Below are 26,386 nucleotides of genomic sequence, written 5' to 3'. Positions count from 1 at the left end.
GCTTATTTCTCCAGCAAGGACACCGCCGGGCGCCCGACCGGGCTGCTCGCCACCTTGGGCGCGCGGGCGTCGAGCGCGGCGAGCCATGCCTTGGCGCGCTCACCGATCAGCATTTGCGGGAGCGAGGGGGTGAGGCTGCCCTTCGCCTCCCATTGGCCGATCAGCCCGGCGGCCTCCCGCCCGGCGGCTTCGAGCGGCTGGGGCTTGCGCAGTGCCTGGTTGATCAGCGCGTCGCCGAAAAAGGTCCAGTCGCTATCCGCCTGGCAGCCGAACGAGGTGCGATCGCCGCTCGACGCGGTGAGGATCGCGGTGTCGCCGGTCGCGAGCGCGGGGACGAAGATTCCCGAGAAGCAGGCGCTGACGATCAGCAGCCGCCGCTTGATCCTGAGCGCGTCGAGCAAAGCGTCGAGCCGCGCCGGGCTCATCACCCCCCAGCCCTCGTCGCCATAATTATAGACGACGCCGAACGGCGCGCCGTGGCTGGTCGTGTAGAGGATCAGCACATCCTCCTTGGGGTCGATCAGCTCGGCGACGCGGGCGAGCGCCATGTCGAGATTGGCGGGCGAGCCGCGCGCGAGCAGCGGCCCGCCGCGCCCATCCGGTCCCGCGAGCGTGATGCTCCGCCCCTGCGCCGCATAGCGCGCGGTGAGCACCCGCCCGGCCTCGCGCGCCTCGCGCGCAAACACGCCGTCGCTATCGAGCGCGACCGAGACGACATAGGCATCCACCTGCCCCTTGCGCTGCGGCGCGAGAGCGGCGAGTTGGCCCTGCAACAGCCGCGCCTCGGCAAGCTCCTGCGCCGCATCGCGGTGATGCTCGATACTGGTGCCGCCGGCTGCGTAATACGCCCCCTGCTCGGGCGTGACGCCGTTGAAGAAGGGCGGCGGCGCGCCATGCTTGGGCGGCTCGGCGACGCGCTGCGATGCGGCGGGGCCGGCGGCGAGGGCGAGCGCCAGGGCGAGCAGCGGGAAGATGTGAGGGCGGACGATCCGGAACATTGCCCTTCGTCCGCTGGAGCGGCGGCGGCTGTCAACGGCGAAAAGCGCGGTAGGTACGACGAGCGCGTCGACACCGGGACTGGTTCGCCCTTGTCAAAGCGGGCGCGGCAGGCGAAGTTACTTGGGTGACCCAGCAACGCATCGTCATCAACCCGGAAGTCTGTGGCGGCCGACCGATCATCGCCGGAACTCGGATGCGCGTTGTCGATATTCTTGAGATGCTCGCCGCGGGCGTGAGCGAGGCTGAAATTGTCTCGGACTTTCCGTTTCTGGGAGCCGCAGATATCCGCGCTGCCCTGGCCTATGCCGCACGCGCAGTCGATCACCGGATCGTCATGGCCGCTTGATGCGGTTTCTGGTCGATGCGCAACTGCCCGAACGCCTGTGTCAATGGCTTCGCGAACAAGGTCACGAAGCATTATACGTTCCCACGCTGCTGACCGGTGAAACACCCGACGCGGTCGTCGCGGCGTATGCGGCAGATCACGGCCTGACGTTGATTTCCAAGGACGAAGATTTCACACTCCGCCACCTAACCGGCGGTTATCAGCTCGTGTGGATACGGCTAGGCAACGCCAGTAACCGGGAACTGCTGACGTGGTTCGCGCCCCGCTTCCCCGAGATACTGGCGGCCCTGACAAACGGCGAAGCTCTGGTCGAGGTTCGCTAGACGCCCCTCAATAAACCCGCTTCTTCGGCTTGATATACTCCGCGTCGTCGGTGAGCGTATAGTCGTGCACCGGGCGGTAATCGATGCTCGTCGCGCCGCCCTTGCCGCCCCAGCCGGTGAAGCTGGCGATGGTGTGCTTCATCCAGTTGGCGTCGTCGCGATCGGGGTAATCCTCGTTCACATGCGCGCCGCGGCTTTCCTTGCGGTTGGCGGCCGAATGCACCGTCACCACGGCTTGCGCGAGCAGATTGTCGAGCTCCAGCGTCTCCACCAGATCGGTGTTCCAGATGAGCGAGCGGTCGCTCACCCGCACGTCCTGGAAGCCCTGATAGATGCTCTCGATCTTGGCGACGCCCTCGCTCAGCAGCGCATTGTCGCGGAACACGGCGCAGTGCTTCTGCATCGTGCGCTGCATCTCCAGCCGCACCTTGGCGGTCGGCGTGCTGCCCGCGGCGTTACGGAAATGATCGAGCCGGGCGAGCGCCATCTCTTCCGAGCCCTTGGGCAGCGGATTGTGCGGCGTGCCGGGCTTCAAGCTTTCCTTGATGCGCAGCCCCGTCGCACGGCCGAACACCACCAGGTCGATCAGTGAGTTCGAGCCGAGCCGGTTGGCGCCGTGCACCGAAACGCACGCCGCCTCGCCCACCGCGTACAGGCCGGGCACCACCGCATCCGGGTTGCCGTCCTTCAGATGAACGACCTCGCCATGATAGTTACAGGGGATGCCGCCCATATTGTAATGGACGGTCGGCACCACCGGCAGCGGCTGGCGGGTGAGATCGACGCCGGCGAAGATCTTGCCGGTCTCAGTGATGCCGGGCAGCCGCTCGGCGAGCACCTTGGGGTCGATATGGTCGAGGTGCAGGAAGATATGGTCCTTCTCCTTGCCCACCCCGCGCCCCTCGCGGATTTCGATCGCCATGCAGCGCGAGACGACATCGCGGCTCGCCAGGTCCTTGGCGGAAGGGGCATAACGCTCCATGAAACGCTCGCCCTCGCTGTTCGTCAGATAGCCGCCCTCGCCGCGCGCGCCCTCGGTGATGAGCACGCCGGCGCCGTAGATGCCGGTCGGGTGGAACTGGACGAACTCCATGTCCTGCAGCGGCAGCCCCGCGCGCAGCACCATCGCGTTGCCGTCGCCCGTGCAGGTGTGCGCCGAGGTCGCCGAATAATAGACGCGGCCATAGCCGCCCGTCGCCAGCACCACCGAATGCGCGCGGAAGCGGTGGATGCTGCCATCCTCCATGCACAAAGCGATCACGCCCCGGCAGGCGCCATTTTCCATGATCAGATCGAGCGCGAAATATTCGACGAAGAAGTCCGCGTCATACTTCAGGCTCTGCTGATAGAGCGCGTGGAGCATCGCATGGCCGGTGCGGTCGGCGGCGGCGCAGGTGCGCTGCACCGGCGGGCCCTCGCCCATATTCTGCATATGGCCGCCGAACGGGCGCTGATAGATGGTGCCATCGGCGTTGCGGCTGAACGGCACGCCGGCGTGCTCCAGCTCATACACCGCCGCCGGCGCCTCGCGGACCATATATTCGATCGCGTCCTGGTCGCCGAGCCAGTCGGAGCCCTTCACCGTATCGTACATATGCCACGACCAGTGATCGGGGGTGTTGTTGCCCAGGCTCGCCGCGATCCCGCCCTGCGCGGCGACGGTGTGGCTTCGCGTCGGGAACACCTTGGTGATGCAGGCGGTCTTCAGCCCCGCCTCGGCGATGCCCATCGTCGCGCGCAGGCCGGAACCGCCCGCGCCCACCACCACCGCGTCATAAGTGTGGTCGATGATCTTGTACGCGCTCATGCCGCGCTGCCTCCGGTGAATGCGATTTTCAGAATGGCGAAGATCGCCGTCGCCCCGGCCGCGACGACGAACAGATTGACGAGCAGCATCAGCGCGACGCGCGAGGCGCCGTGCTGATAATCCTCGATCACGATCTGCAGCCCCAGGCGGAAATGGTAGAAGGTGTTGAGCACCAACAGCAGCATCGGCACCGCCGCCCAGGGCGACGCCAGCCAGCCGCGCACGCTCGCATAATCATGCCCCGGCAGCAGCGCGAGCGACGCGAGCAGCCACACGATCAGCACCAGATTGCCGCCCGCGGTCAGCCGCTGATGCCACCAATGGTGCGGCCCGTGCTTGGCCGCGCCCAGCCCGCGCACGCGGCCGAGCTCAGTTCCCGTGCCCATCGCTCAATTCCCCGAAAGCAAGAAGGCCCAATAGGCCGCCGTCGCGACGATCGCGAAGAAGAAGGTGCCCTGCGCCATGCGCTTGTTCGCGCCCAGCTCGTACCCGGCGCCGGTATCGAGCACCAGGTGGCGCACCCCCGATGCCATGTGCTGGAAGAAGGCGAGCGTCAGGCCGATGCCGAACAGATAGCCCAGCGGGTTCAGATGCCCGTCGGCGCGGGTGAACACGCCGAGGAAGAACTCATAGCTTTCCTTGCCGCCCGCCAGCGCCGCGAGCCACCAGGTGAACAGCAGCGTGCCGACCACCGCCATCCCGTCCCCGGTCACCCGGTGAACGATCGATACCAGCATGTGCGGGCCCCATTTCCAAACGGTCAAATGGGGCGAACGCGGACGCGCGCTACGCGGGGCTACCAAGGCTTGGTCCTTCCCTAAGGTCTTCTATGCCGCCCCTATTAGTGGTCGTGCGCGGCGTTGCAATGGGGATGGCGCGGCGCGTGCGCGAACCGCCTATCACTAACCAGCCCTTAACCAAAAGCGCTTACCCCCGGCGCGTGATGAGGCGAAACGCGGTAACTGCCCGCGTTCGGGGGAGAAAAGGCTTTGAGCACGAAGGTAATGCCCGCGATCGGCACGGTGGCAGCGCAGATTGACATCGCCGCCCGGCTGCGTGTGTTCGACGTGGACGGCTCGCTCGCCGCGAGCGCGCGCGACACCTGGGCGCTGCTCGAGCCCGAAATCCGCGCGATCGCGGAGGCCTATTGGGAACAATGGCTCCACTGCTTCCCCGAAGAGCGCAATTGGGCGCCGATGGACACGCAGCGGATGATCGATGTCGGCTGCGTGTTCCTGCGCAACCGCTTCCTCGATACCGCGGGCCGTGCCTGGATCGAATCGATCGAGCGCTCGGTCGCCGCCGCGTACAAGGGCGATGCCTCGCCGCTCGCCTTGCTGTCGATGATCTCGGCGAGCGACCGCGCCGCGCTCGACGTGATCATGCGCCGGGTGGAGCGCGACGATCCGCGCCTGCCGGTGATGATCGACACGCTGCTGCGCCTGTCGGCGCTGGAGGGCGAGATCACCGTCGCGATCTTCAACGCCTATCACGATTACGGCGCGCAGCTCGCGCGCGACCGGCTCGCCGCCGATTTCCGCGAAGGCATCGCCAAGATGGTCGAAAGCCTGACGCACGAGGGCACCGCCCTGCGCACCCAGGCGAGCCGCACCAGCAGCAGCACGCGCGGGATGCTTGGCAAGACCAGCGAAGTCGCCGCCGCCGCCGAACAATCGGCGGTCGCCATGCGCGAGGCGGCGCAGACCGCCGCCGGGCTGATCCGCGCGATCGAGGATGCGCGTAGCGAGGTGGAGGCCGCCGCCCAGATCGCCACCCGTGCCGCCGGCCAGGCGGGTGCCGCGGTCGGCATGTCGGAAACGCTGTCGGACCATGCCAAGTCGATCGAATCGATCCTGGGGCTGATCCGCGACATCGCCGGGCAGACCAACCTGCTCGCCTTGAACGCCACGATCGAGGCGGCGCGCGCGGGCGACGCGGGGCGCGGCTTCGCGGTCGTCGCGCAGGAAGTGAAGAGCCTCGCCAACCAAACCGCGCGGGCGACCGACGACATCGCCGCCAAGATCGCCGCGATCCAGTCCGCGACGCGATCGACGGTCGAAACCAACGCCTCGATCCGCGCGACCGTGGCCGAGGTCCAGCAATCGGCCGAGAAGATCCGCACCGCGATGGAAACCCAGGCGCAGACCGTCACCGCGATCACCGCCAGCGTCGACGAAACCGCGCTCGCCGCCGATTCGATGTCGAACACGATCGCCGCGATCCGCGAGGATACCGAAAGCGTGGCGAGCGAGATCGACCGCGTCGGCCAGGGCTTCGACGCGTTCGACGCGCGGCTCGGCACGCTGAAATACAGCGCCGACGATTTCGTCTCCAAGGTCGCGGCCTGATCCGATGAGCGCCCTCGCCCAGCTCCCCGACAGCCTTTGGGGCGAGGATGATCGCTCCGCCCGCGACCGCATCGCGCCTTATGACAAGGACGGCATGATCGCCCGCCACCATGCCGAACTCGGCGCGGCGATCGAGCCGGCGATCGAACAGATCGCGGCGCATTTCTGGGACTATTTCCTCAGCCTGCCGCACATGCGGCCGCATGTGCACCTGTTCACCGCCGAATATCGCGCCAAGCGGATCGTTCGCACCGCCGAATATACCCGGCTGAAGTTTCGCAACCCCTTCAATGACGAGTGGTGCAAGATCGCCGCGCGCCAGGTGGCCGAGGCGCGCAAGGTCGGCACGCCGGTATCGGCGCTGCTCGCCGCTTATAATTGGGGCCATAGCTGCGGCCTGAAGGCGCTGCGCGACCAGGTTGGCGGCGACCTCGATCGCTATTTGCTCTTCGCGGACATCAGCAATCGGCTGGCAACGGTCGAGAATGAGGCGATGCTTTCCTGGCTCGGCAATTTCGAGGCCCGGATCGCGCGCGAGGCGCGGCAGGAACAGTCCTTCCGGTTCAAGCAGCTGCTGGCGGAAGTGGTGGAGAATGGCGCGGCGCTCGGCGTGTCGCTGAAGCAGCAGGCCGATGGCGCGCTCGCCAATGCGCAAGCGATGGTGGGCCGCACCACCGAAGTCGCCGCCGCCGCGACCCAATCGGCGAGCGCGATGCGCGAGGCGGCGCAAACCGCGAGCGGGCTGATGCACGCGATCGAAACCGCGCGCGGCGAGGCGGATTCGACCGGCGCGATCGCCAACCGCGCCGCCGATCAATCGCGCGAGGCGATGACGATGGCCCAGGCGTTCAGCGAGCATACCCAGTCGATCGAATCGGTGCTGGCGCTGATCCGCGACATCGCCGGGCAGACCAACCTGCTCGCCTTGAACGCGACGATCGAAGCGGCGCGCGCCGGAGACGCGGGGCGCGGCTTCGCGGTCGTCGCGCAGGAAGTGAAGTCCCTCGCCAATCAGACCGCGCGCGCGACCGACGACATCGCCGCCAAGATCGCCGCGATCCAGAGCGCCTCGCGCGCGACGGTGGACGCGAACGGCGTGATCTTCCGCACCATCGCCGATGTCCGCGAAAGCGCCGAGCGCATTCAGGCGGTGATCGGCGCGCAGGCGCAGACCGTCGCCTCGATCACCGCGGCGGTCGACGAAACCGCGCTCGCTGCCGACACCATCTCGTCGACGCTGGGCGCGATCCGCGAGGGGACCGGCGCCGTCGCGACCGACCTTACCCAGGTGCAGCAGGGCTTCACCGGCTTGAACCAGCAGCTCGCCCACCTGTCGCAGCGCGCGATCGAGTTCACCGCGAGCGTCGAGCGCTAGAGCACCACCATCTCGGCAGGCGCAAAAATAGCCCCTCCCCTTCAGGAGCATCGGATGAACCGTGCCCTGCACGGTTCAGGTCAGGCTGGGAGCCTGACCGACCCGATGCTGGGTTGGGGTGGAGGCAGTCAACGAGCGTTGCGCCCCGCATCGAGCCCCCACCTCCCAACCTCCTCCCCTGAAGGGGAGGAGGGGCAGGCCAGGGTGATCTCGTCCCATGCGCGCAATTGCCAGGATCGTACGGCGATAATACGCCGCATGGATGACGCACATCCTCCTCACCGGCGCGAGTCGCGGGATCGGCGCGGCGATCGGCGCCGGGCTTGACGCCGCCAACATCCGCTGGATCGGCCAGGCGACGCGCCCGACGCCCGGCCTGCTCGCCGCCGATTTCGCCACGCCCGGCGCCGCGCCCGTGCTGTGGGAACAGGCGCTCGACGCGCTCGGCGGCACGATCGACGTGCTGATCAACAATGCCGGCGTGTTCGAGGCCAACCCGATCGACCGCGACGATGCCGAATGGGCGGCCGACTGGGCGCGCACGCTCCAGATCAACCTGGTCGCCGCCGCCGAACTCAGCCGGCTCGCGATCCGGCATTGGCGGCAGCGCGGCGTGGGCGGGCGGATCGTCAACATCGCGAGCCGCGCCGCGTATCGCGGCGATTCGCCCGATCACTGGCATTATGCCGCCGCCAAGGCGGGGATGGTCGGCATGACCAAATCGATCGCGCGCGGCTATGCGCGCGAGGGCATCTACGCCTTCGCGATCTGCCCCGGCTTCACCATGACCGGGATGGCCGAGGAGTATCTGGCGAGCCGGGGCGGCGACAAACTGCTCGCCGATATTCCGCTCGGCCGCGTCGCCGATCCGGCGGAAGTCGCGGTGATGGCCCGCTTCTGCGCGCTGGAGGCACCGCCCTCGATGACCGGGGCGGTGCTCGACGTGAACGGCGCGAGTTACGTGCGGTGAGGCGGCGCATCCCCCGAACACCCACCCCCGTCGCCCCGTGCTTGACACGGGGTTAGGCTGCCTTGGGACAGCGGAAGAAGAAGCCAAGCCCCGGCTCGGGGGCCGGGGCGACGTGGCTTACGCCAACGGCGATTTGCTCTAAGACCACGCCATGACCAGCTGGAAACTCACCCTCCCCTGCACCCGCGCCGAGGCCGAGGCGATCGATGGCGAGACGCTTGGGATCGAGCCGCCGCCCGCGCTGATGGTGAGCGAGGAAGTCGCCGACGATCCCGATCGCTGGCGGCTCGACGCCTATTTCGAGGGCAAGCCGAGCGCGGCGGCGCTCCGCGCGGTGCAGGCGCTGATCCCCTCCGCGCGCGGCCTGAAAGCCACCGCCGCGCCGGTGCCCGAGGACGACTGGGTGACGCTGAGCCAGGCCGGGCTCGATCCGGTGCGCGCCGGGCGCTTCTTCGTCCACACCAGCGCCTATCGGGGCGCGGTGCCGGCAGGAGCGCGCGCCTTCCACATCGAGGCGGGACGCGCCTTCGGCACCGGGCATCACGAGACGACCACCGGCTGCCTCACCCTGCTCGACGCGCTGCGCCGGCGGGGCGAGCGGGTGCGCAACCTGATCGATCTCGGCACCGGCACCGGGTTGCTCGCCTTCGCGGGCCTCGCGCTGTGGCCGCGCGCGCAGGCGACCGCGACCGATATCGATCCGATCGCGATCGAGGTGAGCCGCGAGAATGCGCGGGTGAACGCGGTGCCGCTCGGCCGCCTGCCGGGGACGCTGGCGCTGGGCGTGGCGGACGGCGCGGCGAGCCCGCTGATCGCGCGGCGCGGCCCCTATGATCTGGTGATCGCCAACATCCTCGCCCCGCCGCTGATCGAATACGCCGCCGATTTCGCGGGCATCACCGCGCCGGGCGGGCAGTTATTGTTGGCCGGCCTGCTGACGCGCCAGGCCCCCGCGGTGGAAGCCGCCTATCGCCGCCAGGGCTGCCGCGTGGCGGAACGGCTGGTGCTGGGGGATTGGACGATCTTGCGGCTGCGCAAGCGGTTGGGCGCGCGGCGGCGCGGCGGACGGGCGAGCGTACCGATTGGGGCGGAACGGTGGTGACAGGGAACATCCCCGACACAATTGCCCCCGCATCAGGAACGCATTGTGGGCGCCGCGGTCGCTGTTCTGACTGTGACAGCGGCCGAGCAGAGCGACTATTTGCCGCTTGCCTCATCGCCAGCGGCGATAAACCCGACCAAAACCGCTAACTGACGACCGTGTTAATGGCGTTGGCCAGGCGCATGTCCCGCTTGCCCGTAACGGCGCCACTAATAACGCTGATAGGCTTACCCGTACGATCGAAGACCAGGACACGCGGCACGCTTACCTGATCTACTCGAGTAAGCCTGATGTAGTCCGCCTGATCCAGCATCGTGAGACCGAGCTGTTGCGCACCCGCATCGCGTAAGAATGCGGGACCTTTGGCGCGCTCCTCGTCGGGCGTACCGATGTTCAGATAGACGATGTTGAGTTTGTCGCGTCCATATTGTTGGCGAAGGCGCGCCAGTTCGCGTGCTTCCAGCTTGCACGGGATGCACCAACTCGCCCATGCCGCCACAACGGTGGGCGTTCCGACCGGGGCCCTGGCGCCAAGGGTTGTCTCTGCGGCGCCAACGGGCCTGATCTTTATGGACCGTGCCTCGGTAAGAGAAATGGGCAGCGTGGAGCGCTCCTTTTCCCACCGAGCGGCAAGTTTGGCTTTTTCTGCCGGCGTGAGCTTTGCATAGGCAGCTTTGGCCTCGGCCAGCCTCTTCGCCATCTCCGGGTCATTGATCGCGGCTTCGTTGCTTTTGGCGACAGGGGCTTTCCCCGTCGGCTGGGATTGGCGGTCGCACGCCGACAAACCGATAAAAAAACCGATTAGGATGATGGCCGGGAACAATGAACGCATCTCGCCTCCCACGACTTGATCAGAGCAGCGCGGCAGCGCTTGCCTTGCTAAGCCACTGCTCTTTTCATTGAGAAAAGCGAATTTTAAAATGGTTGTCCACGGCAAAACGCCGCGCGAGCGAGACCCAATTCGGTCGGGCTGATTTGCGGGCCAGCAAAAGCCGGCTGGATCAAGCCAAAACCGCCACCCCACCCTTGGCCCGCGCATAATCCTGCGTGCCGCGCGTAATCACCCGGTCCCCTTCGACAATTTCCGCGATCCGAATATCCGGCAACCCCGCCAGCTCTTCATAAACCGGGGCGAAATCGGTCTCCACCGTCACCCGCAGCAGCTCATCGAAGCTCGGGATCACGAAATAATTCTGCTGGTAATCGTCGATCCGGTATTCGGTGCGCATCACCCGCTTCAGGTCGAAGCCCAGCCGGTTGGGGCTCGGGTCGTCCAGCGCGAACACGCTCTCGCCGCCGGAGGAGACGATGCCCGCGCCATAGATGCGCAAGCCATCCGCTTCCTCGATCAGCCCGAACTCGACCGTGTACCAGTAAAGCCGCGAAAGGTTCTTCAAGCCCCCCAGCCCCAGCGCGCGCTGGCCGCCGCGGCCATAGCATTCCATGTAATCGGCGAAGTATGGATCGGCGAGCAGCGGCACATGGCCGAACACGTCATGAAAAACGTCCGGCTCCTGCAGATAATCGAGCTGATCGGCGCGGCGGATGAAATTGCCCGCGACGAAGCGGCGGTTCGCCATGTGATCGAAGAACACATCGTCGGGCACCAGCCCCGGCACCGCGACCACCTGCCAGCCGGTGAGCTTCATCAGCCGCTCGGACAATTCCTCGAAATTGGGGATACCGCTTTCGGAGAGCTTCAGCAGCTCCAGCCCGCGCAGAAACGCCTTGGAGGCGCGCGCCGGGAGCAGTTTCGCCTGGCGCTCGAACAATATGTCCCACACCCGGTGCTCCTCGGGCGTGTACGCCTCCCAGCCTTGCGGGATCAGCCAATCGGGGCCGGCGCCCGGGGGTGGCGCGCTATGGACATGTGTGTCGCTCATCCCAACCTTATAGCAATGCCAGCGTGTTGCTCCAAACGGTGCGTAACTTCTGCCGCAGCGCAACGTAAACTTGGGCGGGCACGAGGAGATGAAGGATGGCGAAGCGGCACATCGTGGTGATCGGCGCGGGATTTGGCGGGCTCGCGGTCGCGCGCGGGCTGCGCCACGCCCGCGATGTCGAGCTGACGATCATCGACAAGCAGAACCATCATCTCTTCCAGCCGCTGTTGTACCAGGTCGCGACGGCGGCGCTGTCGCCGGCGGAGATCGCCGCGCCCGTCCGCACCATCCTGCGCCACCAGCGCAACGCGCGGGTGCTGCTCGACGAGGTGGTGGGGGTGGACAGCGACGCGCGCCAGGTGCGGCTCGCGAGCGGGATCGCGCTCGGTTACGACGAGCTGGTGATCGCGACCGGCGCGCGCCACAGCTATTTCGGGCGTGACGATTGGGCCGAGCACGCGCCCGGCATCAAGACGATCGACGATGCCACCCGGGTGCGCGCGCAGATCCTCCGCGCGCTCGAACGCGCCGAGACCGAGCGCCAGCAAATGCCCGAGACGCGCGGCCAGCAGTTGACCTTCGTGGTGATTGGCGGCGGCCCGACCGGGGTGGAAATGGCGGGCGCGATCGCCGAGCTGACCCGTCACGCCGCCGATCTGGAGTTCCGCTATATCACCGGCGCCTGTGTGCGCGTGCTGCTGGTGGAGGCCGGCCCCAGGCTGCTGGCGAGCTTTCCCGAGGCGCTTTCGGCCAAGGCCAAGCTGGCGCTCGAGCAATTGGGCGTGGAGGTGCGGCTCGGCGCGGCGGTGACGGCGATCGACGCCGATTCGGTGACGGTCGCGGGGCAGCGGGTGCCGGTCGCGGCGACGATCTGGGCGGCGGGCGTCCAGGCCTCCCCCGCCGCGCGCTGGCTGGGGGTGGCGGGCGATCGCGCCGGTCGGGTGCCGGTCGGCCCCGATCTCACCGTGCCGGACATGCCGAACATCTTCGTGATCGGCGATACCGCGATGGTGACGGGCGAAGGCGGCAAGCCAGTGCCCGGCGTCGCCCCGGCGGCGAAGCAGCAGGGCCATTACGTCGCCCGCGCGATTCTGGCGCGGCTGCGCGGGCAGCCGCTGACCGCGCCGTTCGTCTATAAGAACTACGGCAATCTCGCGACGATCGGCCGCCAGCGTGCGGTCGCCGATTTCGGCTGGACGACCCTGTCGGGCTACGCCGCCTGGTTCGTCTGGTCGACCGCGCATCTCTACTATCTGGCCGATTTCAGGAGCCGGCTGATCGTGGGCGCGCAGTGGATGTGGAGCTATCTGACGTTCGATCGCGGCGCGCGGCTGATCACGGGGATCGACGGCGCGATGCCCAAGCTCGGCTGGACCGAGCCGGTGAAGCGCGCCGCGTAGAATGGGGGCGATGCGGCCCGGGCGTCAGCGATAATCGGTCCCGCACGCCTCCGGATCGCGGCGGCAGCGGCGCTCGGCTTCGCGACGTTCGCGGCCTTCGCGCGCTTCCTGCTTGCGCAGTTTGCGGCCGTAGTTGCGATCGGCCTCGTCCTGGCTGGTCGTCGTCCAATCGACCATCTTGGAGGCGACCTTCACCGGCGCGGTCGCGACCCCGATCGCGGTCTTGGCGAGACAGCCGCCGAGCAGCGGCAGCGCCGCGATGATCAGGATACGCATCGATTCTCCCCGTGTCGCCAGCGGCTTAGCGCGACGCGGCGCGGGCGCGCACCCCTTCTGCCGGGAAATCGGTGAAGAAACCGTCGATTCCGGCCTGGAGGAAATACGTGATCTCCGCGCCGACATCGCCCTGGCCCTCCGGCACCCGCCCGCGCTGCCAGACCGGCGGCAGGAAGGCGTTTTCGGCGCGGAAGGTCCAGGGGTGGACGCGTAGGCCCGCCGCGTGCGCCTGCTCGACGAGCGCGGTGACGCTCCCCTTGCCCGGCCAGATCATCGCCTTGTTCGGCCCGATGCCATAAGCATAAGCGGCGACCGCGCGCAGCCCCGCCGGGGTGGCCATCGCGGCGTAACTCGGCGCGGCCTTGTCCGCCGGCCCGCCTTGCGCGTCCATCAGCTGGATCAGCCGCACCTTGGTGAGCGCGTGGAGCCGCTTCAGATTCTCCACCTCGAACGATTGGATGAACACCGGCGCCGTGGGCGAATCCCATCCAGCCGCGCGCAATTCGGCGGCGAGCTTCTCCTCCATCGGCAGGCCAAGCCCCGCGAAGTAACTCGGGTGCTTGGTTTCGGGATAGATGCCGATCACGCGCCCGGTCTCGGCGCCGCGCTTCTTGGCGAGCGCGATGATCTCGGCGAGCGTCGGCACCTCGAACTGGCCATCATAACGCGTGTTGCCGGGGCGCAGCTGCGGCAACCGCTCCCTGGCGCGCAGCGTCTTCAGCTCGGCGAGGGTGAAATCCTCGGTGAACCAGCCGGTGTGGCTTTCGCCGTCGATCACCTTGGTGGCGTGGCGGGCGGCGAATTCGGGGTGATCGGCGACGTTGGTGGTGGCGGTGATGTCGTTCTCGTGCCGCGCGACGAACACCCCGTCCTTGGTCAGCACCAGATCGGGCTCGATGAAATCGGCGCCTTGCGCGATCGCCAGATCATAGGCGGCGAGCGTGTGTTCGGGCCGAAGGCCACTGGCGCCGCGATGGGCGATCACGATCACGTCCCGAACCATATCCTCTCCCGGAGCGGCGCCGACCAACGCGAACATCGCGGCCAGGAAAATCGCGCGCATGGCTTGTGCTCCCGTGCAACCCGCGCCACTTGTACGGCCTTATCTGTGCCGTGTCTTCATTCCTGAAGGGGGCAACATGCGCTTCATCATCAACGGCCAATCGGTCGAAACCGAGCCCGACATCCGCGCCTCCTTGCTCGATGTGCTGCGCGAGCATCTGGGTCTTACCGGCACCAAGAAGGGCTGCGATCACGGCCAGTGCGGTGCCTGCACCGTGCTGGTGAACGGCCGGCGGATCAACGCCTGCCTGACCCTCGCCGCGATGCACGAGGGCGATGCGATCACCACGATCGAAGGGCTGGCGGCGGGCGATACGCTCCACCCGCTGCAGGCCGCGTTCATCAAGCATGATGCCTTCCAGTGCGGCTATTGCACGCCCGGGCAGATCATGTCGGCGGCGGGGATGCTCGCCGAGGTCGAGGCCGGGATGCCGAGCCATGCGAGCGCCTCGCTCGACACGGTGACGCTCGACGAGGCTGAGATTTCGGAGCGGATGAGCGGCAATCTGTGCCGCTGCTCGGCGTACCCGAACATTGTCGATGCGATCAAGGAGGTGGCGGGGGTTGGGGCTTCCTAGCCCCCTCACCCAACCCTCTCCCCTAAAGGGGAGAGGGCTTTGCCGTTGCGCAACGTGATAGCCCTCTCCCCTTCAGGGGAGAGGGTTGGGAGAGGGGCCTTCCAGGAGCAACCATGAAAAGCTTCACCTACACCCGCGCCGAAACCCCCGAAGCCGCGGTCGCGCAGGGCGCGGGCGGCGCGCGCTTCATCGCCGGGGGCACCAACCTGCTCGATCTGATGAAGCTCCAGATCGAAACCCCCGACGCGCTGATCGACATCAGCCGCCTGCCGCTCGCCGAGATCGAGCCGCACGAGGGCGGGCTGCGCATCGGCGCGCTCGCGATCAATTCCGACGTCGCCGCGCATCCGCACGTGCGCGCGCGCTACCCGATGCTCGCGCGCGCGCTGCTCTCCGGCGCGTCGGCGCAACTGCGCAACAAGGCGAGCGTCGGCGGCAATCTGCTCCAGCGCACGCGCTGCTATTTCTTCTATGATCCCGCCGCCCCCTGTAACAAGCGCACCCCCGGCATCGGCTGCGCGGCGCAGGGCGGGTATAACCGCATCCACGCGATCCTCGGCGCGAGCGAGGCGTGCATCGCGACGCACCCGAGCGACATGGCGGTCGCCTTGCGCGCGCTCGACGCGGTGGTGCTGACTTTGGCACCGGGGGGCGACCGGCGGCGCATTCCGCTCGCCGGGCTTTACCGCCTGCCGGGCGACACGCCGCAGCTCGAACATGTGCTCGCGCCCGGCGAATTGATCACCCATGTCGAGCTGCCCCCGCCGCCACCCGGACGCCAGCTCTACCGCAAGGTGCGCGACCGCGCGTCCTATGCCTTCGCGCTCGTATCGGTCGCGGCGGCGGTCGCGGTCGAGGATGGCGTGGTGAGCACCGCGCAACTCGCGTTCGGTGGGCTCGCGCCGCTCCCCTGGCGCAGCGCCGAGGTCGAGGCCGCGCTGATCGGCCAGCCGGCGACGCGCGAAACCTTCGCCGCCGCCGCCGACGCGCTGCTCATGGACGCGATGGGCCAGGGGCATAATGACTTCAAAATCCCGCTCACGCGCCGCACGCTGATCGCCACGCTCGCCGAACTGACGGAGGCATAACCATGGCCGAATTCCGCATGGATGCCGATTACGGCGCCTCCGCGCTCGATCGCGGGGTGCAGGGGCTGCTCGGCGCGCCGATCGACCGCATCGACGGTGTCGCCAAGGTGACGGGCGCCGCGCGCTATGCGGCCGAGCACCAGCCGCAAGGCAAGCTCGCTTACGGCTTCCCGATCACCGCGAGCGTCGCGACCGGCGCGGTCAAATCGCTCGACAAGACCGAGGCCGAGGCGATGCCCGGGGTGATCGCGGTCATCACCGAAGACCCCCGCCTGCCGCGCGAGGCGCACATCATCCGCGCCGAACGGATGCCGGTGAATGACGGCACGCTTGAAAGCTATGGCCAGATCCTCGGCCTCGCGGTCGCCGAGAGTTTCGAGGCGGCGCGCGCGGCGGCCTATGCGGTGAAGGTCGATTATGTCGCGGTGAAGGGTGAATACGACACCCGCGCCGCCGAGCATAAGGCGCAAGACCCGCACGAGGGCGCGATGCTGCCCAATGTGATCAAGGGCGATGTCGACGCGGCGATGGCGACGGCCGAGGTGACGATCGATGTCACCTACACCACCCCTTATCAGGTCCATGCCGCGATGGAGCCGCACGCCGCGATCGCCGAGTGGCAGGGCGACGAACTGACGCTTTACGGTTCGATCCAGATCATGCGCGGCTTCACCCCGGTGCTCGCCAATTCGCTGGGCGTGCCGATCGAGAAGATCCATGTGCTGTCGCCCTATATCGGCGGCGGGTTCGGCGGGAAGAGCGGCGGGCCGGAAACGCTGCTCGCCGCGATCGCCGCGCAGCAGATCGGGCAGCCGGTGAAAGTGCAGCTGACGCGCCAGCAGCTGTTCCATTCGGTCTATGGTCGCTCCGATACCCACCAGCGCATCCGCCTCGCCGCGACGCGCGAGGGCAAGCTGACGGCGATCGCGCAGGACAGCCTGGTGAGCCAGAAGACCGGCCTCGGTTTCTTCGAGCCCGTCGCGCTCGGCGCGCTGTCGCTCTACGCGGGCGAGAATCGCCGCTTCACCACGCGGATCGCCAAGATCAACGTCACCCCCGCCGGCGCGGTCCGCGCGCCGGGCGAGGCGGTGGGGATGATGGCGCTGGAAACCGCGATGGACGAGATGGCGGAAAAGCTCGGCATGGACCCGATCGCCTTCCGCAAGGCTAATGAGCCGACGAGCGACCCGACCAGCGGCGCGCCCTTCTCCACCCGACGCCTGATCGATTGCTATGACGAGGGCGCCAAGCGCTTCGGCTGGGATCAGCGGGTGGCGACGCCCGGCGCGCGGCGCGAGGGTGATTGGCTGATCGGCATGGGCATGGCGACGGCGGCGCGCGTCAACTTCCTCGCCGACAGCAAGGCACGCGTCCGCCTGACGCCCGAGGGCCATGCCGAGATCGAAACCGATATGACCGATATCGGCACCGGCACCTACACGATCCTGGCGCAGGTGGCGGGCGAGGCGCTTGGCCTGCCGATCGGCGCGGTGAAAGTGCGGCTGGGCGATTCGCGCGATCCTTCCGGCGCGGGCTCGGGCGGCTCGTTCGGCGCGGCGTCGAGCACGTCGTCGGTGCTGATCGCCTGCGACGCGATCGTCGCCGAACTCGCGCGGCGGATGGGCGCGGCGCCAGAGGAAATGACGCTGAAGGACGGCCACGCCATCGCCGGCAACCGGCGTGTGGCGCTCAGCGATCTCGTCGGCGGCGCGGCGATCGAGGAAATCGGCGTGCTCACCCCCGGGCGCAACTCGCGCAGCTGGAGCCAGGGCACGTTCGGCGCGCAATTCGCCGAAGTCGGCGTTCACGCGGTGACGGGCGAAGTGCGCGTGCGCCGCCTGCTCGGCGTGTTCGATTGCGGGCGCATCCTCAACGCCAAGACCGCGCGCAGCCAGGCGATCGGCGGGATGATCTGGGGGCTGGGCTATGCGCTGCACGAGGCGGCGGTGCTCGATCCGCGCACCGGCGCTTATGTGAACCGCGACTTGGCCGAATATCACATTCCGGTGAACGCCGATGTGCCGCAGATCGAGGCCTATTTCATCGAGGAGATCGATCCCCATGCGAGCCCCGTTGGCGCCAAGGGGCTGGGCGAGCTGGGCATTTCCGGCGTGGGCGCGGCGGTGACCAATGCGGTGTACAATGCCTGCGGCGTGCGCGCGCGCGATTGGCCGATGACGCTCGACCAGATTTTGCCGGGATTGCCGGGGGTTTGAGGGGGGAGAAGAACCCTCACCCAACCCTCTCCCGCAGGCGGGAGAGGGCTATAGGAAGGAAGCGGCGGTAACGCCCTCTGCCGCCTGCGGGAGAGGGCTGATGGCAAGCGGAACAGAAAAGCCCTCTCCCGTTTACGGGAGAGGGTTGGGTGAGGGCCTTCCAGCGCGCAACACCCGATCAACCACAGGACCAAAACCATGGCCGATAACGACTCCGTCCTCGCCGCCGCCGCGCAATGGGCTGGCGCGCCGCTCGCGCTGGCGACGGTCGTCTCCACCTGGGGTTCGGCGCCCCGGCCGCGTGGCAGCCATATGCTGGTGCATGGCGATGGCCGCTTCGAGGGCTCGGTCTCGGGTGGCTGCGTCGAGAGCGACATCCTCGCGACCGCCGCGCAAGTGATCGCCGGCGCCCCGGCCGTGCTCAAACATTATGGCGTCGCCGATGACGCCGCCTGGGAAGTCGGCCTGCCGTGCGGCGGCAAGATCGACGTGCTGGTACAGCCGGTGCGCGACGCCGGCTTCCCGCCCGCTTTGTTCGCCGCCATCGGCGAGGCGCGCGCGCGCGGCGAAGCGTTCAGCATCGCGACCGATCTCGCCAGCGGCCAGTCGCGCGAAGGCAGCGAAGGCGATTTCGTCAACCGTTACGATCCGCCGCGGCGGCTGCTGATCGTCGGCGCCGTGCAGATCGCGCAGGCGCTTGCCGGCCTCGCGCGCGAACTGGGGATCGCCGTCACCGTGATCGACCCGCGCGCGCGCTTCCTGACCGAGGAACGCTTCCCCGGCGTCACGCTCGACGATCGCTGGCCCGACGAGGCGATCGAAGCGCTCAAGCCCGATCCCGCGACCGCGATCGTGACCCTGAGCCACGACATCAAGATCGACGACCCGGCGCTGATCGCCGGCCTCGCCTCCCCCGCCGCTTATGTGGGCTCCTTGGGCTCACGCCGTAGCCATGCCGCACGGATCGAGCGCCTGAAGGCCGCCGGGGTCGGCGAGGACGCCATCGCCCGCATCGACGCGCCGGTCGGGCTCGACATCGGCGCGATCGGGCCGGCGGAGATCGCGCTGTCGATCGCCGCCGCGATGGTGGGCGCCTTCAATGGTCGACGCTAGCCGCACCCTGCTCGCGCTGCTCGCGGCGGGGCGCTCCGAGCGGTTCGGGCCGGAGGACAAGCTCGCCGCCGATTTCCTTGGCCGCCCACTCGCCAGCCATGTCGCGACAGCGCTGGAAGCCGTGCCCTTCCTCGCGCGCGTCGCGATCGTCTCGGGCACCGGGGTCGCCTTTCCCGGTTATCGACGGATCGAGAACCCGGCGCCAGACGCCGGCCTGTCGGGATCGGTGCGGCTGGCGGCGCAGGCGGCACGCGATTGCGGCGCGGCGGCGCTGCTGATCGCCCTCGCCGACATGCCGCGCGTGACGGCGGTGCAAATCCTCCGGCTGCTCGACGCGGCGCAAACGGCGGACGCGGTCGTTGCCTCCAGCGACGGCGCGCGCCCCTCGCCCCCCGCGCTCTTCGCCGCCGGCCGTTTCGCCGAACTGCTCGCGCTGGAGGGCGATCACGGCGCGCGGGCATTGATCCAGGGCGGGGTCCACATCGTCACCAGCCCGCAGGAGCTGATCGACATCGACACCCCCGAGGATCTGGCGCGGCTACGCGCGCTGGCCTGAGCGGTCAGGCCGCCGCGCGGCCTTGATCGGCTACGTCGGGCGCCCCCACGCCGCCCACGGCCACGATCGGCCAGTGCGGGGCACGGGCGTCGATCCGGGCGATCAGGCGCAGAAAGTCGACCTCGGCGGGATCGTGCGCGGCGCCATCCACCTCGAAAATGTCGTGGAACCAGGGCTCGCCCACCCCGCCGAAACCCTTTTCCTGCCAGGCGACCCAGGGCAGATGCGTCTGCGTCTTGCCGCGCACCAGGCCCCAGCAGATCGCGCCCACCCCTTCCGCGCGCGCGATCGGCAGGATCGACTGGAACGTGCTCCCCGCCGGGCGCGCCATGAACTCGCTGCACAGGATCGGCCGCCCCCAGGCGCTGAGCCACGCGATGCGCCGCGCGAAATCAGCGGCGTCGCCGTAATTGTGGAATGAGACGATGTCCGATTCATCCAGTTGCGCGCGTTGCAGCTCGGTAAGCTTGTCGGGCGCGGACCAGTCCCCCAACCAGATGCCGCTCGTCAGCGGCTGGGTGGGCGCCGCGCCTCGCGCCCAGGCGAAAGCCGCGCGGAGCACCGGCAGCACCAGCGCCGCCTTGGCGTTCAGCTCGGCCGGGTCGCACGCCGAAACCTCGGCGCCATTATCGGGCTCGTTCCACACGTCCCACGCGATCACGCGGCGGTCATGGGCGAAATGCGCGACCACGCCCTCGACATAGGCGCGCAGCCGGGGATGCTGCGCGGGATCGGCGAGCGCCGCCGGCCCGGGCGCCTGCAGCCAGCCCGAATTATGGACACCATCGACCGGATGCGGCTGCGGCCCCAGCGCCGGATCGGGCCGCCAGCACGAATCGAACAGCACCAGCATCACCCCGATGCCCCGCGCGTCGGCCGCGGCGAGCAGTTGCTCGACGCGCGCCAGGAAGCCCGGCGCGTCGTCCACCCACAGCAGATCGTGGAGATACACCCGCGCCACGTTCATCCCCGCCGACGCCGCCAGCGTCAGCTCGCGCTCGATCGTCGGCAGGTCGAAGGTGGCCGCCTGCCACATTTCGAGCTGGTTGATCGCGGTCGAGGGGGTGAAATTGCAGCCCATCAGCCAGGGCTGCGCGCCATGCCAGGCCGCTGCCGCTTCCGCCGTCCATCGCTCGCGCATCGTCGCATCCCGCTTGCCGCCGATCGCTCTGCCAATGCGCGCGTGAAGCGCCCCTGAATATTGCGGAATTTCCCGGACTTACCCGTCGCGACGGGTGCTGCCCTGGCCCCCGGCGCGACGCCGATACTCGCTCGGCGTCATGCCCATCATCTGCCGGAACAGCCGGGCGAAGGTCTGGGGCGAGCCATAGCCGACCGCGATCGCGATTTCGATCACGCTCAGCGCGCTGGTGGCGAGCATCGCGCAGCCACGCTCGATGCGCAGCTCCATCTGCCGGCGGTGGGGCGGCCGGCCGGTGCTCGCCTTGAACGCGCGGGCGAAGTGGAAGGGCGACATGCCGATGGCGCCCGCAAGCTCGGCCACCGACAGCTCCTCGTTGAAGCGGGCGACGAGCAGGTCCATCACCCGGTTGAGCTGCCAGGGGGCGAGCGCCGCGCCCGGTCGCGGTCGATAGCTGCGCCCCAGTCGCAGCAGCCGCGCGACCGTCAGCTGCTTGGCGCTATCGACATAGAGGCGGGGCAAGGCGCCATCGCTGCCCAGCTCGTCCCACAATGTTTCGATCACCGCGGCGAGCGGCGGATCGCGCACCAGCCCGGCATGGAGCGGGCCGAAGTCGCCAAGCGACGGCGCCTGCACACCTTCGCAGACCGCCGCCACATCGGCCCAATCGAGCGCCAGGATCGTCATCTCGATCCCCGCCTTGCTGCCCCCCGAAAGCTGGAGCGGCTGGTTGGGCGGGCCGATCACCATGTCTCCGCCGCGCCGCCGCGCCCGAAAGCGGCCGGCGCCGAGATCGGCGGTCAGCTCATAATCGCCGGCGGTACAGAGCTGCAGCGACAATTGCGGCGTGGCGGCATCGCTGTGCGCCTCGCCGATCAGCCCGCGCATCATCGCCAGTCGCTGCCGGGGGGCGACGCGATCCTCGTAGCGATTGCCGAGCCGCGCCGCGACGCCGCGCATCCAGTGGAGATAGGATGGCGGGGGCGCTCCCCCATCGGGGCCGATTGGCGCCACCTTGGCCAACGTCTAGAGGAATGTCCGCATCCGTGATGCTTACCCTGTTTGTCGCGCGCGCGCTGTTGCCAAAGCGCCATTTCCGGTGCGGTCGGGCACCGTCACGCCGCGCGGGCCTGACCCTCGTGCCAGGCCCGGCGCCACAGCCCGGGCGGCGCACCGAGATAGCGGCGGAACAGCGAGGTGAAATGGCTCTGGTCGGCGAAACCGCATTCGAGCGCGATCTCGCTCAACGACTTGTCGGAACCGCGCAGCAACGCCCGCGCCGCCGCGACCCGCTTTTCGATCAGCCAGCGATGCGGCGGTCGCCCCGTGGTCTGGGTGAAAGCGCGCGAAAAATGCTTGGGGCTGAGCTTGGCGATTTTCGCGAGATCGACCAGCAGCAGCGGCTCGGCGAGATGCGCCTCGACATAGTCGTCCACCCGCCGCAGCCGGTGCGGGGCGAGCCCGCCGGAGACGATCATTGCTTGTGCCGGCCCCCGGGGCCGCTGCCTCATCGCGGCGCGCAATCGCGCGTCGAACATGGTGTCGATCGGTGCGGGGGCTTGCGACATCGGCATGATCCTCGGCCAGGCGCCCTGGGGCGGGTTATGCCGGAAGCAATGCCGATTGGGGGCCCGGCCCGGCCCCCGGAACATGGCGCGGGCGGCCGAACGACGCGGTGCCGATCCTGCGCGAGCATGGCCGATCTTGCGCCTTAAACCACCGGCTGCCAGGCGAGGCCCGAAACGTCATACCGCCACGTCTCGGGCACCCATTGATAGGCGTCTCCACGCCGGGCGACATAGCCGAAGGTCGGAAAAGGCAGATGGGTGGCGGCGGTGAGCAGCTTGTCGGTCGCCGCGAGATCGAGCCCGCGCAGCCGCGATTGGTGGCCAAGCCCCGGATCGATATCGAAGATCATGCTCGCCTGCGGGTGCGGAAACTGGATCGCGTGGTGGACGACCAGATCGCCCCAGATCAGCAGCTGCTCGCCCGCGCTTTCGATCAGATAGCCGCTATGCCCCGGCGTGTGCCCGGGAAAGGGCATATGGGTGATGCCATCGCCAAGCGCGGCATTGTCGGCGAAGCTCGTCAGCCGCCCGGCATAGGCCCGGTCCACCCCGCGCACGAGATCCCACCAGCCGCGCATGAAATCGGGCGCCTTGGCCTGCGCCGCCTCGCTCGTCCAGAAATCGAGCTCGGTCTGGTTCACGCGGATTTCGGCGTTGGGCAGGCTCGCCTGCCCGTCCCTCAGCAACGCGCCGATATGATCGGGATGGGCATGGGTGGGGATCACCAGATCAATGTCGGCGGCGGTGAGCCCGGCATGCGCCAGATTATCGGGAAAGTGATAGCTGTTCGGCCCGAACAATCCCGCCGCGCCCGCGTCGATCATGATGATCTTGGCGCCGGTATTGATGACGAACGAGGTGATGCCGTTGCGAAATCCGCCCGTCGGCATGAAGTGGTCGGTGAGCGCGGCGTCGAACGCCTCCTGCTCGATCCCCTGCCAGACGCCGAACGACAGGTCGACGAACCCGTCGGACAAGGCGGTGATCTCATAATCGCCGAGCTTGCGGCGATAGGCGCGGGTCGCTTGCACGCGGGTGGGGGCGATGGCGGACATGGGGGCTCTCCTGCTCGAACGGGGCGTTCGCGCGGGATACCCAGGGCGCCGGGCGGCCGGCTTGCACGATTTCCGCGTGTTTGCTGCCTGGAGGGCGTGGTGCGGGCGGTCGGACTCGAACCGACATTCTGTTGCCAGAGGCGGATTTTGAGTCCGCTGCGTCTACCAATTCCGCCACGCCCGCGTGCGAGGCGCCCCGCCGATGCCATGCGCGCGCGCGCGCGTCCAGCCCCTTGCCGTCACGCGCCACCGGCGGCGACTAGCGGGCGATGCGGAAGGTGAGCCCGATGATCCGCGGGTCGCTCGGCAGGCCCAGGATCAGCCCCGAATTGCCCGCCTGGACGGTCACATTCTGAACATAGGCCTCGTCGAACAGGTTGCGGACGAACAGCGCCACCTCCCACCCGCCGGGCGCGCGATAGCCGAGCGTCGCGTTGGTGAGGTTATAGGCATTGATATAAGTGAAGCGCGACAGCGAAGGGTCGCCATAATAGCCGCTGCGCCAATTGCTGTCGGCATGGAGATAGGCCTTGCCGCGCACCCCCAGCGCGGCGAGCGAGCGGTCGATGTCGAAGCCGAAGCTCACCGACCAGCGCGGCAGGCCGACCAGTGGCCGCCCGGTCAGGTCGCACGCCTGAGTGCCCGCCGTTTGCAGTTCGAGCGGGCACGGACCCGCTGGATAACGCGCATAGGTGCCGTTCGCATAAGCCAGCCCCCCGCGCAGCACGACGTCTTGCGCCGGTCGGGCGACCGCGTCCGCCTCGAACCCCGACACCGTGACCCTGGGGATGTTCGACAGATAACCGCGCAGCGCGACCGTCTGGCTCGAATCGACGATCGTCGCCTGGAAATCAGTGACTTCGGTATAATAGCCGGTGAGATTGAGCTCGAGCCGCTTGGCGAACCAGCTCGTCTTCAGCCCGACTTCATAAGTGGTGTTGAGCTCGGGCCGGATGACCGCGGTGCCCAGCGCCGGCCGGTTCTGCGCGTCGAGCGGCAGCCCCGACACGTTGATCCCGCCCGATTTGAAGCCGCGCGCATAGCTTGCGTAGGCGAGCATGTTCGGCGCCGGCTGATAGGCGATGTTGGCGCGGCCCGAGAGATTGCCCTCGCGGTTCGCCGCCGAATAGCTTTGCGGCCGCAGCACCGAGAGCTGGGCGTTGATCAGCCGCGAATCGGTGACGGGCGGGCCGCCGCCCACGGTCGTGGTATAATCGGCGGACTTCTCCTCATAGGTATAACGCAGGCCCCCGGTGAGCGTGAGGGCGGGGGCGACGTGCCAATTGGCCTCGCCGAACACCGCGACGCTATCGGTGCGGAAGCGGGTGCGCCCGTCCTGGCCATAACCATCGAGCAGATTGGCCGGGAATTGCGATGGCGGCCCCAGCAACCAATAAGCGCCCGCCGGGCCATAAATGCTGATCGGCTGCCCGCTGATCTTCTGGTAGAAATAATAGAGCCCGACGACATAGCTCAGCCGGCGGTCGCCGTTCGAGGCCAGCCGCACCTCATGGCTATATTGATCCTGGCGCGAGGGGATGCGCTGCGTGAGCTGGATCGGCAGCCCGGTATAGTCCCGGTCGTTCGCCGCGTCCCAGCGCCAGAAGCGCCACGCGCTTACCGAAGTGAGCGTCGCCGGCCCCAGATTCCAGTCGCCGATCAGGCCGATGCCGCCTTCATTGGTGTTGACCCCCACTGGCGCGTCGATGTCGGTCAGCCGGTCGGCGTAGTTCAGGCTCGGCGGCGCGTAGTTCGCCCCCGCCGCGAGCGCCGGATATTGCCGCGCCACGGCGCGCAGGCTCTGCCCGACGCGCAGATAGACCTGGGTGCAGCAGGCGCTGTCGAAACTGGAGTAATCGACGCTCAGGCGGAATTGCACATCGTTGCTCGGCGCGATCAGCAGCTGGCCGCGCAGGGCGGCGTTGTTGACGCTGTTCTCGTCCTCGCGCCGGCGGACATTATGGATCACGCCGTCGCGCCGGGTGAGCAGCGCCGACAGCCGCGCGGCGATCGTGTCGCCCAGGATCGGCCCCGAGACGGCGGCCCGCGCCTGCACCAGATTATAGCTGCCATAGGAAAATTCCGCCGTCCCTTCGGGGGTGAAGCTCGGCGCCTTGGTGGTGATGTTGATCGCGCCGGCGGTGGTGTTCTTGCCGAACAAGGTGCCCTGCGGCCCGCGCAATACCTCGACCTGCTCCAGATCGACGAAATCGAACGCCGCCGTCGCGGGCCGCGCGTGATAGACCTGATCGACATAATAGCCGACGCCCGGCTCCAGCCCGTCATTCGCCTGGCTCACCGCGACGACGCTGCTGCCGAGCCCGCGAATGGTGAAGGCGGTGTTGCGCGGGTTGGCCGAGCTGTAATTGAGGCTCGGCACCAGCACCGTCAGCCCCTGGGTGTTCACCGTGTAACTGCGCTCGATCAGCGGCGCGTCGACCACCGAAATCGCCGCCGGCACGCGCTGCACCGGCTCGGGCCGGCGGCGCGCGGTCACGGTCACGTCCGCCGGCGCCTCGGCCACCGCTACCGGATCGGGCGCGGTCGGCGCGGCGTCGGCGGCAAGCGTCATCGCCCAGATCAACGGCATTCATCCACCTTTTGCGTTTCGACTCGCTATATCCGTCTGTATATAGGAGAGCACTCACGGAAAAGGGGGTGATTGCCTGGCGCCGCGATCGGCGACACTATGCCGGCGTGGCCAGGCTCAGGATCAAGACGCAGCTGCTGGTGGGCGAGGTGATCGCGCTCGGCCCCGGCAAGGCCGAATTGCTCGAAGCGATCGGGCGCGAGGGCTCGATCTCGGCGGCGGCGCGGGCGATGGGGCTCAGCTATCGCCGCGCGTGGCTGATGATCGACGCGACCAACCGCGCCTTCGCCGAACCCTTGGTCGCGCTCCACCCCGGCGCCCGGATCGGCGCGACCCTGACCGAGGAGGGGCGCGCGGTCGTCACCGCCTATCGTGCGCTGGAGGCGGCCTTGGCCGAGACGGGCGAACGCCACGGGCGCACGATCCTCGACCGGCTGCGGACGGTGAAAGAGGGGGGCGATGCGGCGGGTTCAGCAGATGTCGGGATTCCGACGTCGCTAAAGTCGGAATAAGGGTGGAAGCCACCCGCTAAGCCGTTTGAAAAATGGCGCGCCCGGAACGATTCGAACGTCCGACCCTCAGATTCGTAG

26 protein-coding genes and 1 tRNA gene are annotated in these 26,386 nt (G+C 68.2%); 13 read left to right on the top strand and 14 right to left on the bottom strand.

Features of this window, described 5'->3' with window-relative positions:
- Positions 1-2 precede the first annotated feature (2 nt).
- Complete coding sequence (locus K2X73_RS11290; protein ID WP_294110932.1) at positions 3-998, bottom strand: C13 family peptidase; 996 nt, start codon at positions 996-998, stop codon at positions 3-5.
- A 125-nt stretch (positions 999-1,123) separates the two neighbouring features.
- Here K2X73_RS11290 and K2X73_RS11285 point away from each other — a divergent pair, with 125 nt between their 5' ends.
- Positions 1,124-1,345 (top strand): DUF433 domain-containing protein, encoded by a 222-nt coding sequence (locus tag K2X73_RS11285; protein ID WP_294110930.1) that lies wholly within the window; start codon positions 1,124-1,126, stop codon positions 1,343-1,345.
- On the top strand, positions 1,345-1,668 hold the full coding sequence (locus tag K2X73_RS11280; RefSeq protein WP_294110928.1) for a DUF5615 family PIN-like protein: 324 nt from the start codon (positions 1,345-1,347) through the stop codon (positions 1,666-1,668). Before K2X73_RS11285 ends, K2X73_RS11280 begins: the two co-directional genes overlap by 1 nt.
- A 7-nt stretch (positions 1,669-1,675) precedes the next feature.
- Here K2X73_RS11280 and sdhA read toward each other — a convergent pair whose 3' ends face one another.
- From sdhA to sdhC, 3 genes are read right to left on the bottom strand one after another with little or no spacing between them, the layout of a single operon-like run.
- Positions 1,676-3,475 (bottom strand): succinate dehydrogenase flavoprotein subunit, encoded by a 1,800-nt coding sequence (gene sdhA, locus K2X73_RS11275; protein WP_294110926.1) that lies wholly within the window; start codon positions 3,473-3,475, stop codon positions 1,676-1,678.
- Entirely contained in the window at positions 3,472-3,861 is a 390-nt protein-coding gene (gene sdhD, locus K2X73_RS11270; protein WP_294110924.1) for a succinate dehydrogenase, hydrophobic membrane anchor protein, read from the bottom strand. Before sdhD ends, sdhA begins: the two co-directional genes overlap by 4 nt.
- 3 nt (positions 3,862-3,864) lie before the next feature.
- The gene (gene sdhC / locus K2X73_RS11265; protein ID WP_294110922.1) at positions 3,865-4,278 is read right to left on the bottom strand and encodes a succinate dehydrogenase, cytochrome b556 subunit; all 414 of its coding nucleotides are present in this window, start codon (positions 4,276-4,278) and stop codon (positions 3,865-3,867) included.
- A gap of 201 nt (positions 4,279-4,479) precedes the next feature.
- Here sdhC and K2X73_RS11260 point away from each other — a divergent pair, with 201 nt between their 5' ends.
- From K2X73_RS11260 to K2X73_RS11245, 4 genes are all read left to right on the top strand, one after another.
- A complete protein-coding gene (locus tag K2X73_RS11260; RefSeq protein WP_294111183.1) occupies positions 4,480-5,823 on the top strand; it encodes a methyl-accepting chemotaxis protein in 1,344 nt (447 codons plus the stop codon).
- Between the two features lie 4 nt (positions 5,824-5,827).
- Positions 5,828-7,198: a methyl-accepting chemotaxis protein gene (locus K2X73_RS11255; protein WP_294110920.1), complete on the top strand. Its 1,371-nt coding sequence runs from the start codon at positions 5,828-5,830 to the stop codon at positions 7,196-7,198.
- A gap of 262 nt (positions 7,199-7,460) precedes the next feature.
- Entirely contained in the window at positions 7,461-8,168 is a 708-nt protein-coding gene (locus K2X73_RS11250) for an SDR family oxidoreductase (protein WP_294110917.1), read from the top strand.
- A 151-nt stretch (positions 8,169-8,319) separates the two neighbouring features.
- Complete coding sequence (locus K2X73_RS11245) at positions 8,320-9,270, top strand: 50S ribosomal protein L11 methyltransferase (RefSeq protein WP_294110915.1); 951 nt, start codon at positions 8,320-8,322, stop codon at positions 9,268-9,270.
- A 145-nt stretch (positions 9,271-9,415) separates the two neighbouring features.
- On the opposite strand, the gene K2X73_RS11240 is transcribed toward K2X73_RS11245, so the two are convergent.
- Positions 9,416-10,102, bottom strand: coding sequence for a TlpA disulfide reductase family protein (locus K2X73_RS11240; protein WP_294110913.1), 687 nt, complete (start codon positions 10,100-10,102; stop codon positions 9,416-9,418).
- Between the two features lie 169 nt (positions 10,103-10,271).
- Entirely contained in the window at positions 10,272-11,153 is an 882-nt protein-coding gene (phhA, locus tag K2X73_RS11235; RefSeq protein WP_294110911.1) for a phenylalanine 4-monooxygenase, read from the bottom strand.
- Between the two features lie 95 nt (positions 11,154-11,248).
- Between phhA and K2X73_RS11230 the strand changes: the two genes are divergently transcribed.
- Positions 11,249-12,553: an NAD(P)/FAD-dependent oxidoreductase gene (locus K2X73_RS11230; RefSeq protein ID WP_294110909.1), complete on the top strand. Its 1,305-nt coding sequence runs from the start codon at positions 11,249-11,251 to the stop codon at positions 12,551-12,553.
- 24 nt (positions 12,554-12,577) lie between these two features.
- On the opposite strand, the gene K2X73_RS11225 is transcribed toward K2X73_RS11230, so the two are convergent.
- A complete protein-coding gene (locus tag K2X73_RS11225) occupies positions 12,578-12,829 on the bottom strand; it encodes a hypothetical protein (RefSeq protein WP_294110907.1) in 252 nt (83 codons plus the stop codon).
- Between the two features lie 25 nt (positions 12,830-12,854).
- Positions 12,855-13,868: a glycerophosphodiester phosphodiesterase gene (locus tag K2X73_RS11220; protein ID WP_294111182.1), complete on the bottom strand. Its 1,014-nt coding sequence runs from the start codon at positions 13,866-13,868 to the stop codon at positions 12,855-12,857.
- A 100-nt stretch (positions 13,869-13,968) separates the two neighbouring features.
- On the opposite strand from K2X73_RS11220, the gene K2X73_RS11215 reads away from it, so the two are divergent.
- The 5 genes from K2X73_RS11215 to K2X73_RS11195 all read left to right on the top strand — a co-directional run bounded on the left by K2X73_RS11215 (position 13,969) and on the right by K2X73_RS11195 (position 19,442).
- Positions 13,969-14,469, top strand: a complete 501-nt coding sequence (locus K2X73_RS11215) for a 2Fe-2S iron-sulfur cluster-binding protein (protein ID WP_294110906.1) — start codon at positions 13,969-13,971, stop codon at positions 14,467-14,469.
- Between the two features lie 113 nt (positions 14,470-14,582).
- Positions 14,583-15,557 (top strand): xanthine dehydrogenase family protein subunit M, encoded by a 975-nt coding sequence (locus tag K2X73_RS11210; protein WP_294110905.1) that lies wholly within the window; start codon positions 14,583-14,585, stop codon positions 15,555-15,557.
- 2 nt (positions 15,558-15,559) lie between these two features.
- A complete protein-coding gene (locus K2X73_RS11205; RefSeq protein ID WP_294110903.1) occupies positions 15,560-17,773 on the top strand; it encodes a xanthine dehydrogenase family protein molybdopterin-binding subunit in 2,214 nt (737 codons plus the stop codon).
- Positions 17,774-17,971: 198 nt separating this feature from the next.
- A complete protein-coding gene (locus K2X73_RS11200) occupies positions 17,972-18,886 on the top strand; it encodes an XdhC family protein (protein ID WP_294110901.1) in 915 nt (304 codons plus the stop codon).
- A complete protein-coding gene (locus tag K2X73_RS11195) occupies positions 18,873-19,442 on the top strand; it encodes an NTP transferase domain-containing protein (protein WP_294110899.1) in 570 nt (189 codons plus the stop codon). Before K2X73_RS11200 ends, K2X73_RS11195 begins: the two co-directional genes overlap by 14 nt.
- A 4-nt stretch (positions 19,443-19,446) precedes the next feature.
- Here the strand turns inward: K2X73_RS11195 and K2X73_RS11190 are convergent, their stop codons facing one another.
- The 6 genes from K2X73_RS11190 to K2X73_RS11165 all read right to left on the bottom strand — a co-directional run bounded on the left by K2X73_RS11190 (position 19,447) and on the right by K2X73_RS11165 (position 25,796).
- Complete coding sequence (locus K2X73_RS11190; RefSeq protein WP_294110897.1) at positions 19,447-20,583, bottom strand: cellulase family glycosylhydrolase; 1,137 nt, start codon at positions 20,581-20,583, stop codon at positions 19,447-19,449.
- A gap of 78 nt (positions 20,584-20,661) precedes the next feature.
- Positions 20,662-21,543, bottom strand: a complete 882-nt coding sequence (locus K2X73_RS11185; RefSeq protein ID WP_294110895.1) for an AraC family transcriptional regulator — start codon at positions 21,541-21,543, stop codon at positions 20,662-20,664.
- Between the two features lie 155 nt (positions 21,544-21,698).
- Complete coding sequence (locus tag K2X73_RS11180; protein WP_294110893.1) at positions 21,699-22,151, bottom strand: AraC family transcriptional regulator; 453 nt, start codon at positions 22,149-22,151, stop codon at positions 21,699-21,701.
- 143 nt (positions 22,152-22,294) lie between these two features.
- Positions 22,295-23,206 carry an MBL fold metallo-hydrolase gene (locus K2X73_RS11175; RefSeq protein ID WP_294110891.1) on the bottom strand — a complete coding sequence of 304 codons (912 nt, stop codon included), beginning with the start codon at positions 23,204-23,206 and terminating at the stop codon, positions 22,295-22,297.
- Positions 23,207-23,303: 97 nt separating this feature from the next.
- A tRNA-Leu gene (locus K2X73_RS11170) sits at positions 23,304-23,390 on the bottom strand.
- A 75-nt stretch (positions 23,391-23,465) separates the two neighbouring features.
- A complete protein-coding gene (locus K2X73_RS11165) occupies positions 23,466-25,796 on the bottom strand; it encodes a TonB-dependent receptor (protein ID WP_294110889.1) in 2,331 nt (776 codons plus the stop codon).
- Positions 25,797-25,903: 107 nt separating this feature from the next.
- Between K2X73_RS11165 and K2X73_RS11160 the strand changes: the two genes are divergently transcribed.
- Positions 25,904-26,308, top strand: coding sequence for a LysR family transcriptional regulator (locus K2X73_RS11160; protein WP_294110887.1), 405 nt, complete (start codon positions 25,904-25,906; stop codon positions 26,306-26,308).
- The last annotated feature ends 78 nt before the right edge of the window (positions 26,309-26,386 follow it).

The sequence above is a fragment of the Sphingomonas sp. genome (assembly GCF_019746665.1).
Lineage (GTDB): Bacteria > Pseudomonadota > Alphaproteobacteria > Sphingomonadales > Sphingomonadaceae > Sphingomonas.
The sequence above is the reverse complement of the archived record's forward strand: the minus strand, read 5'-3'. Positions and strand labels throughout refer to the sequence as shown.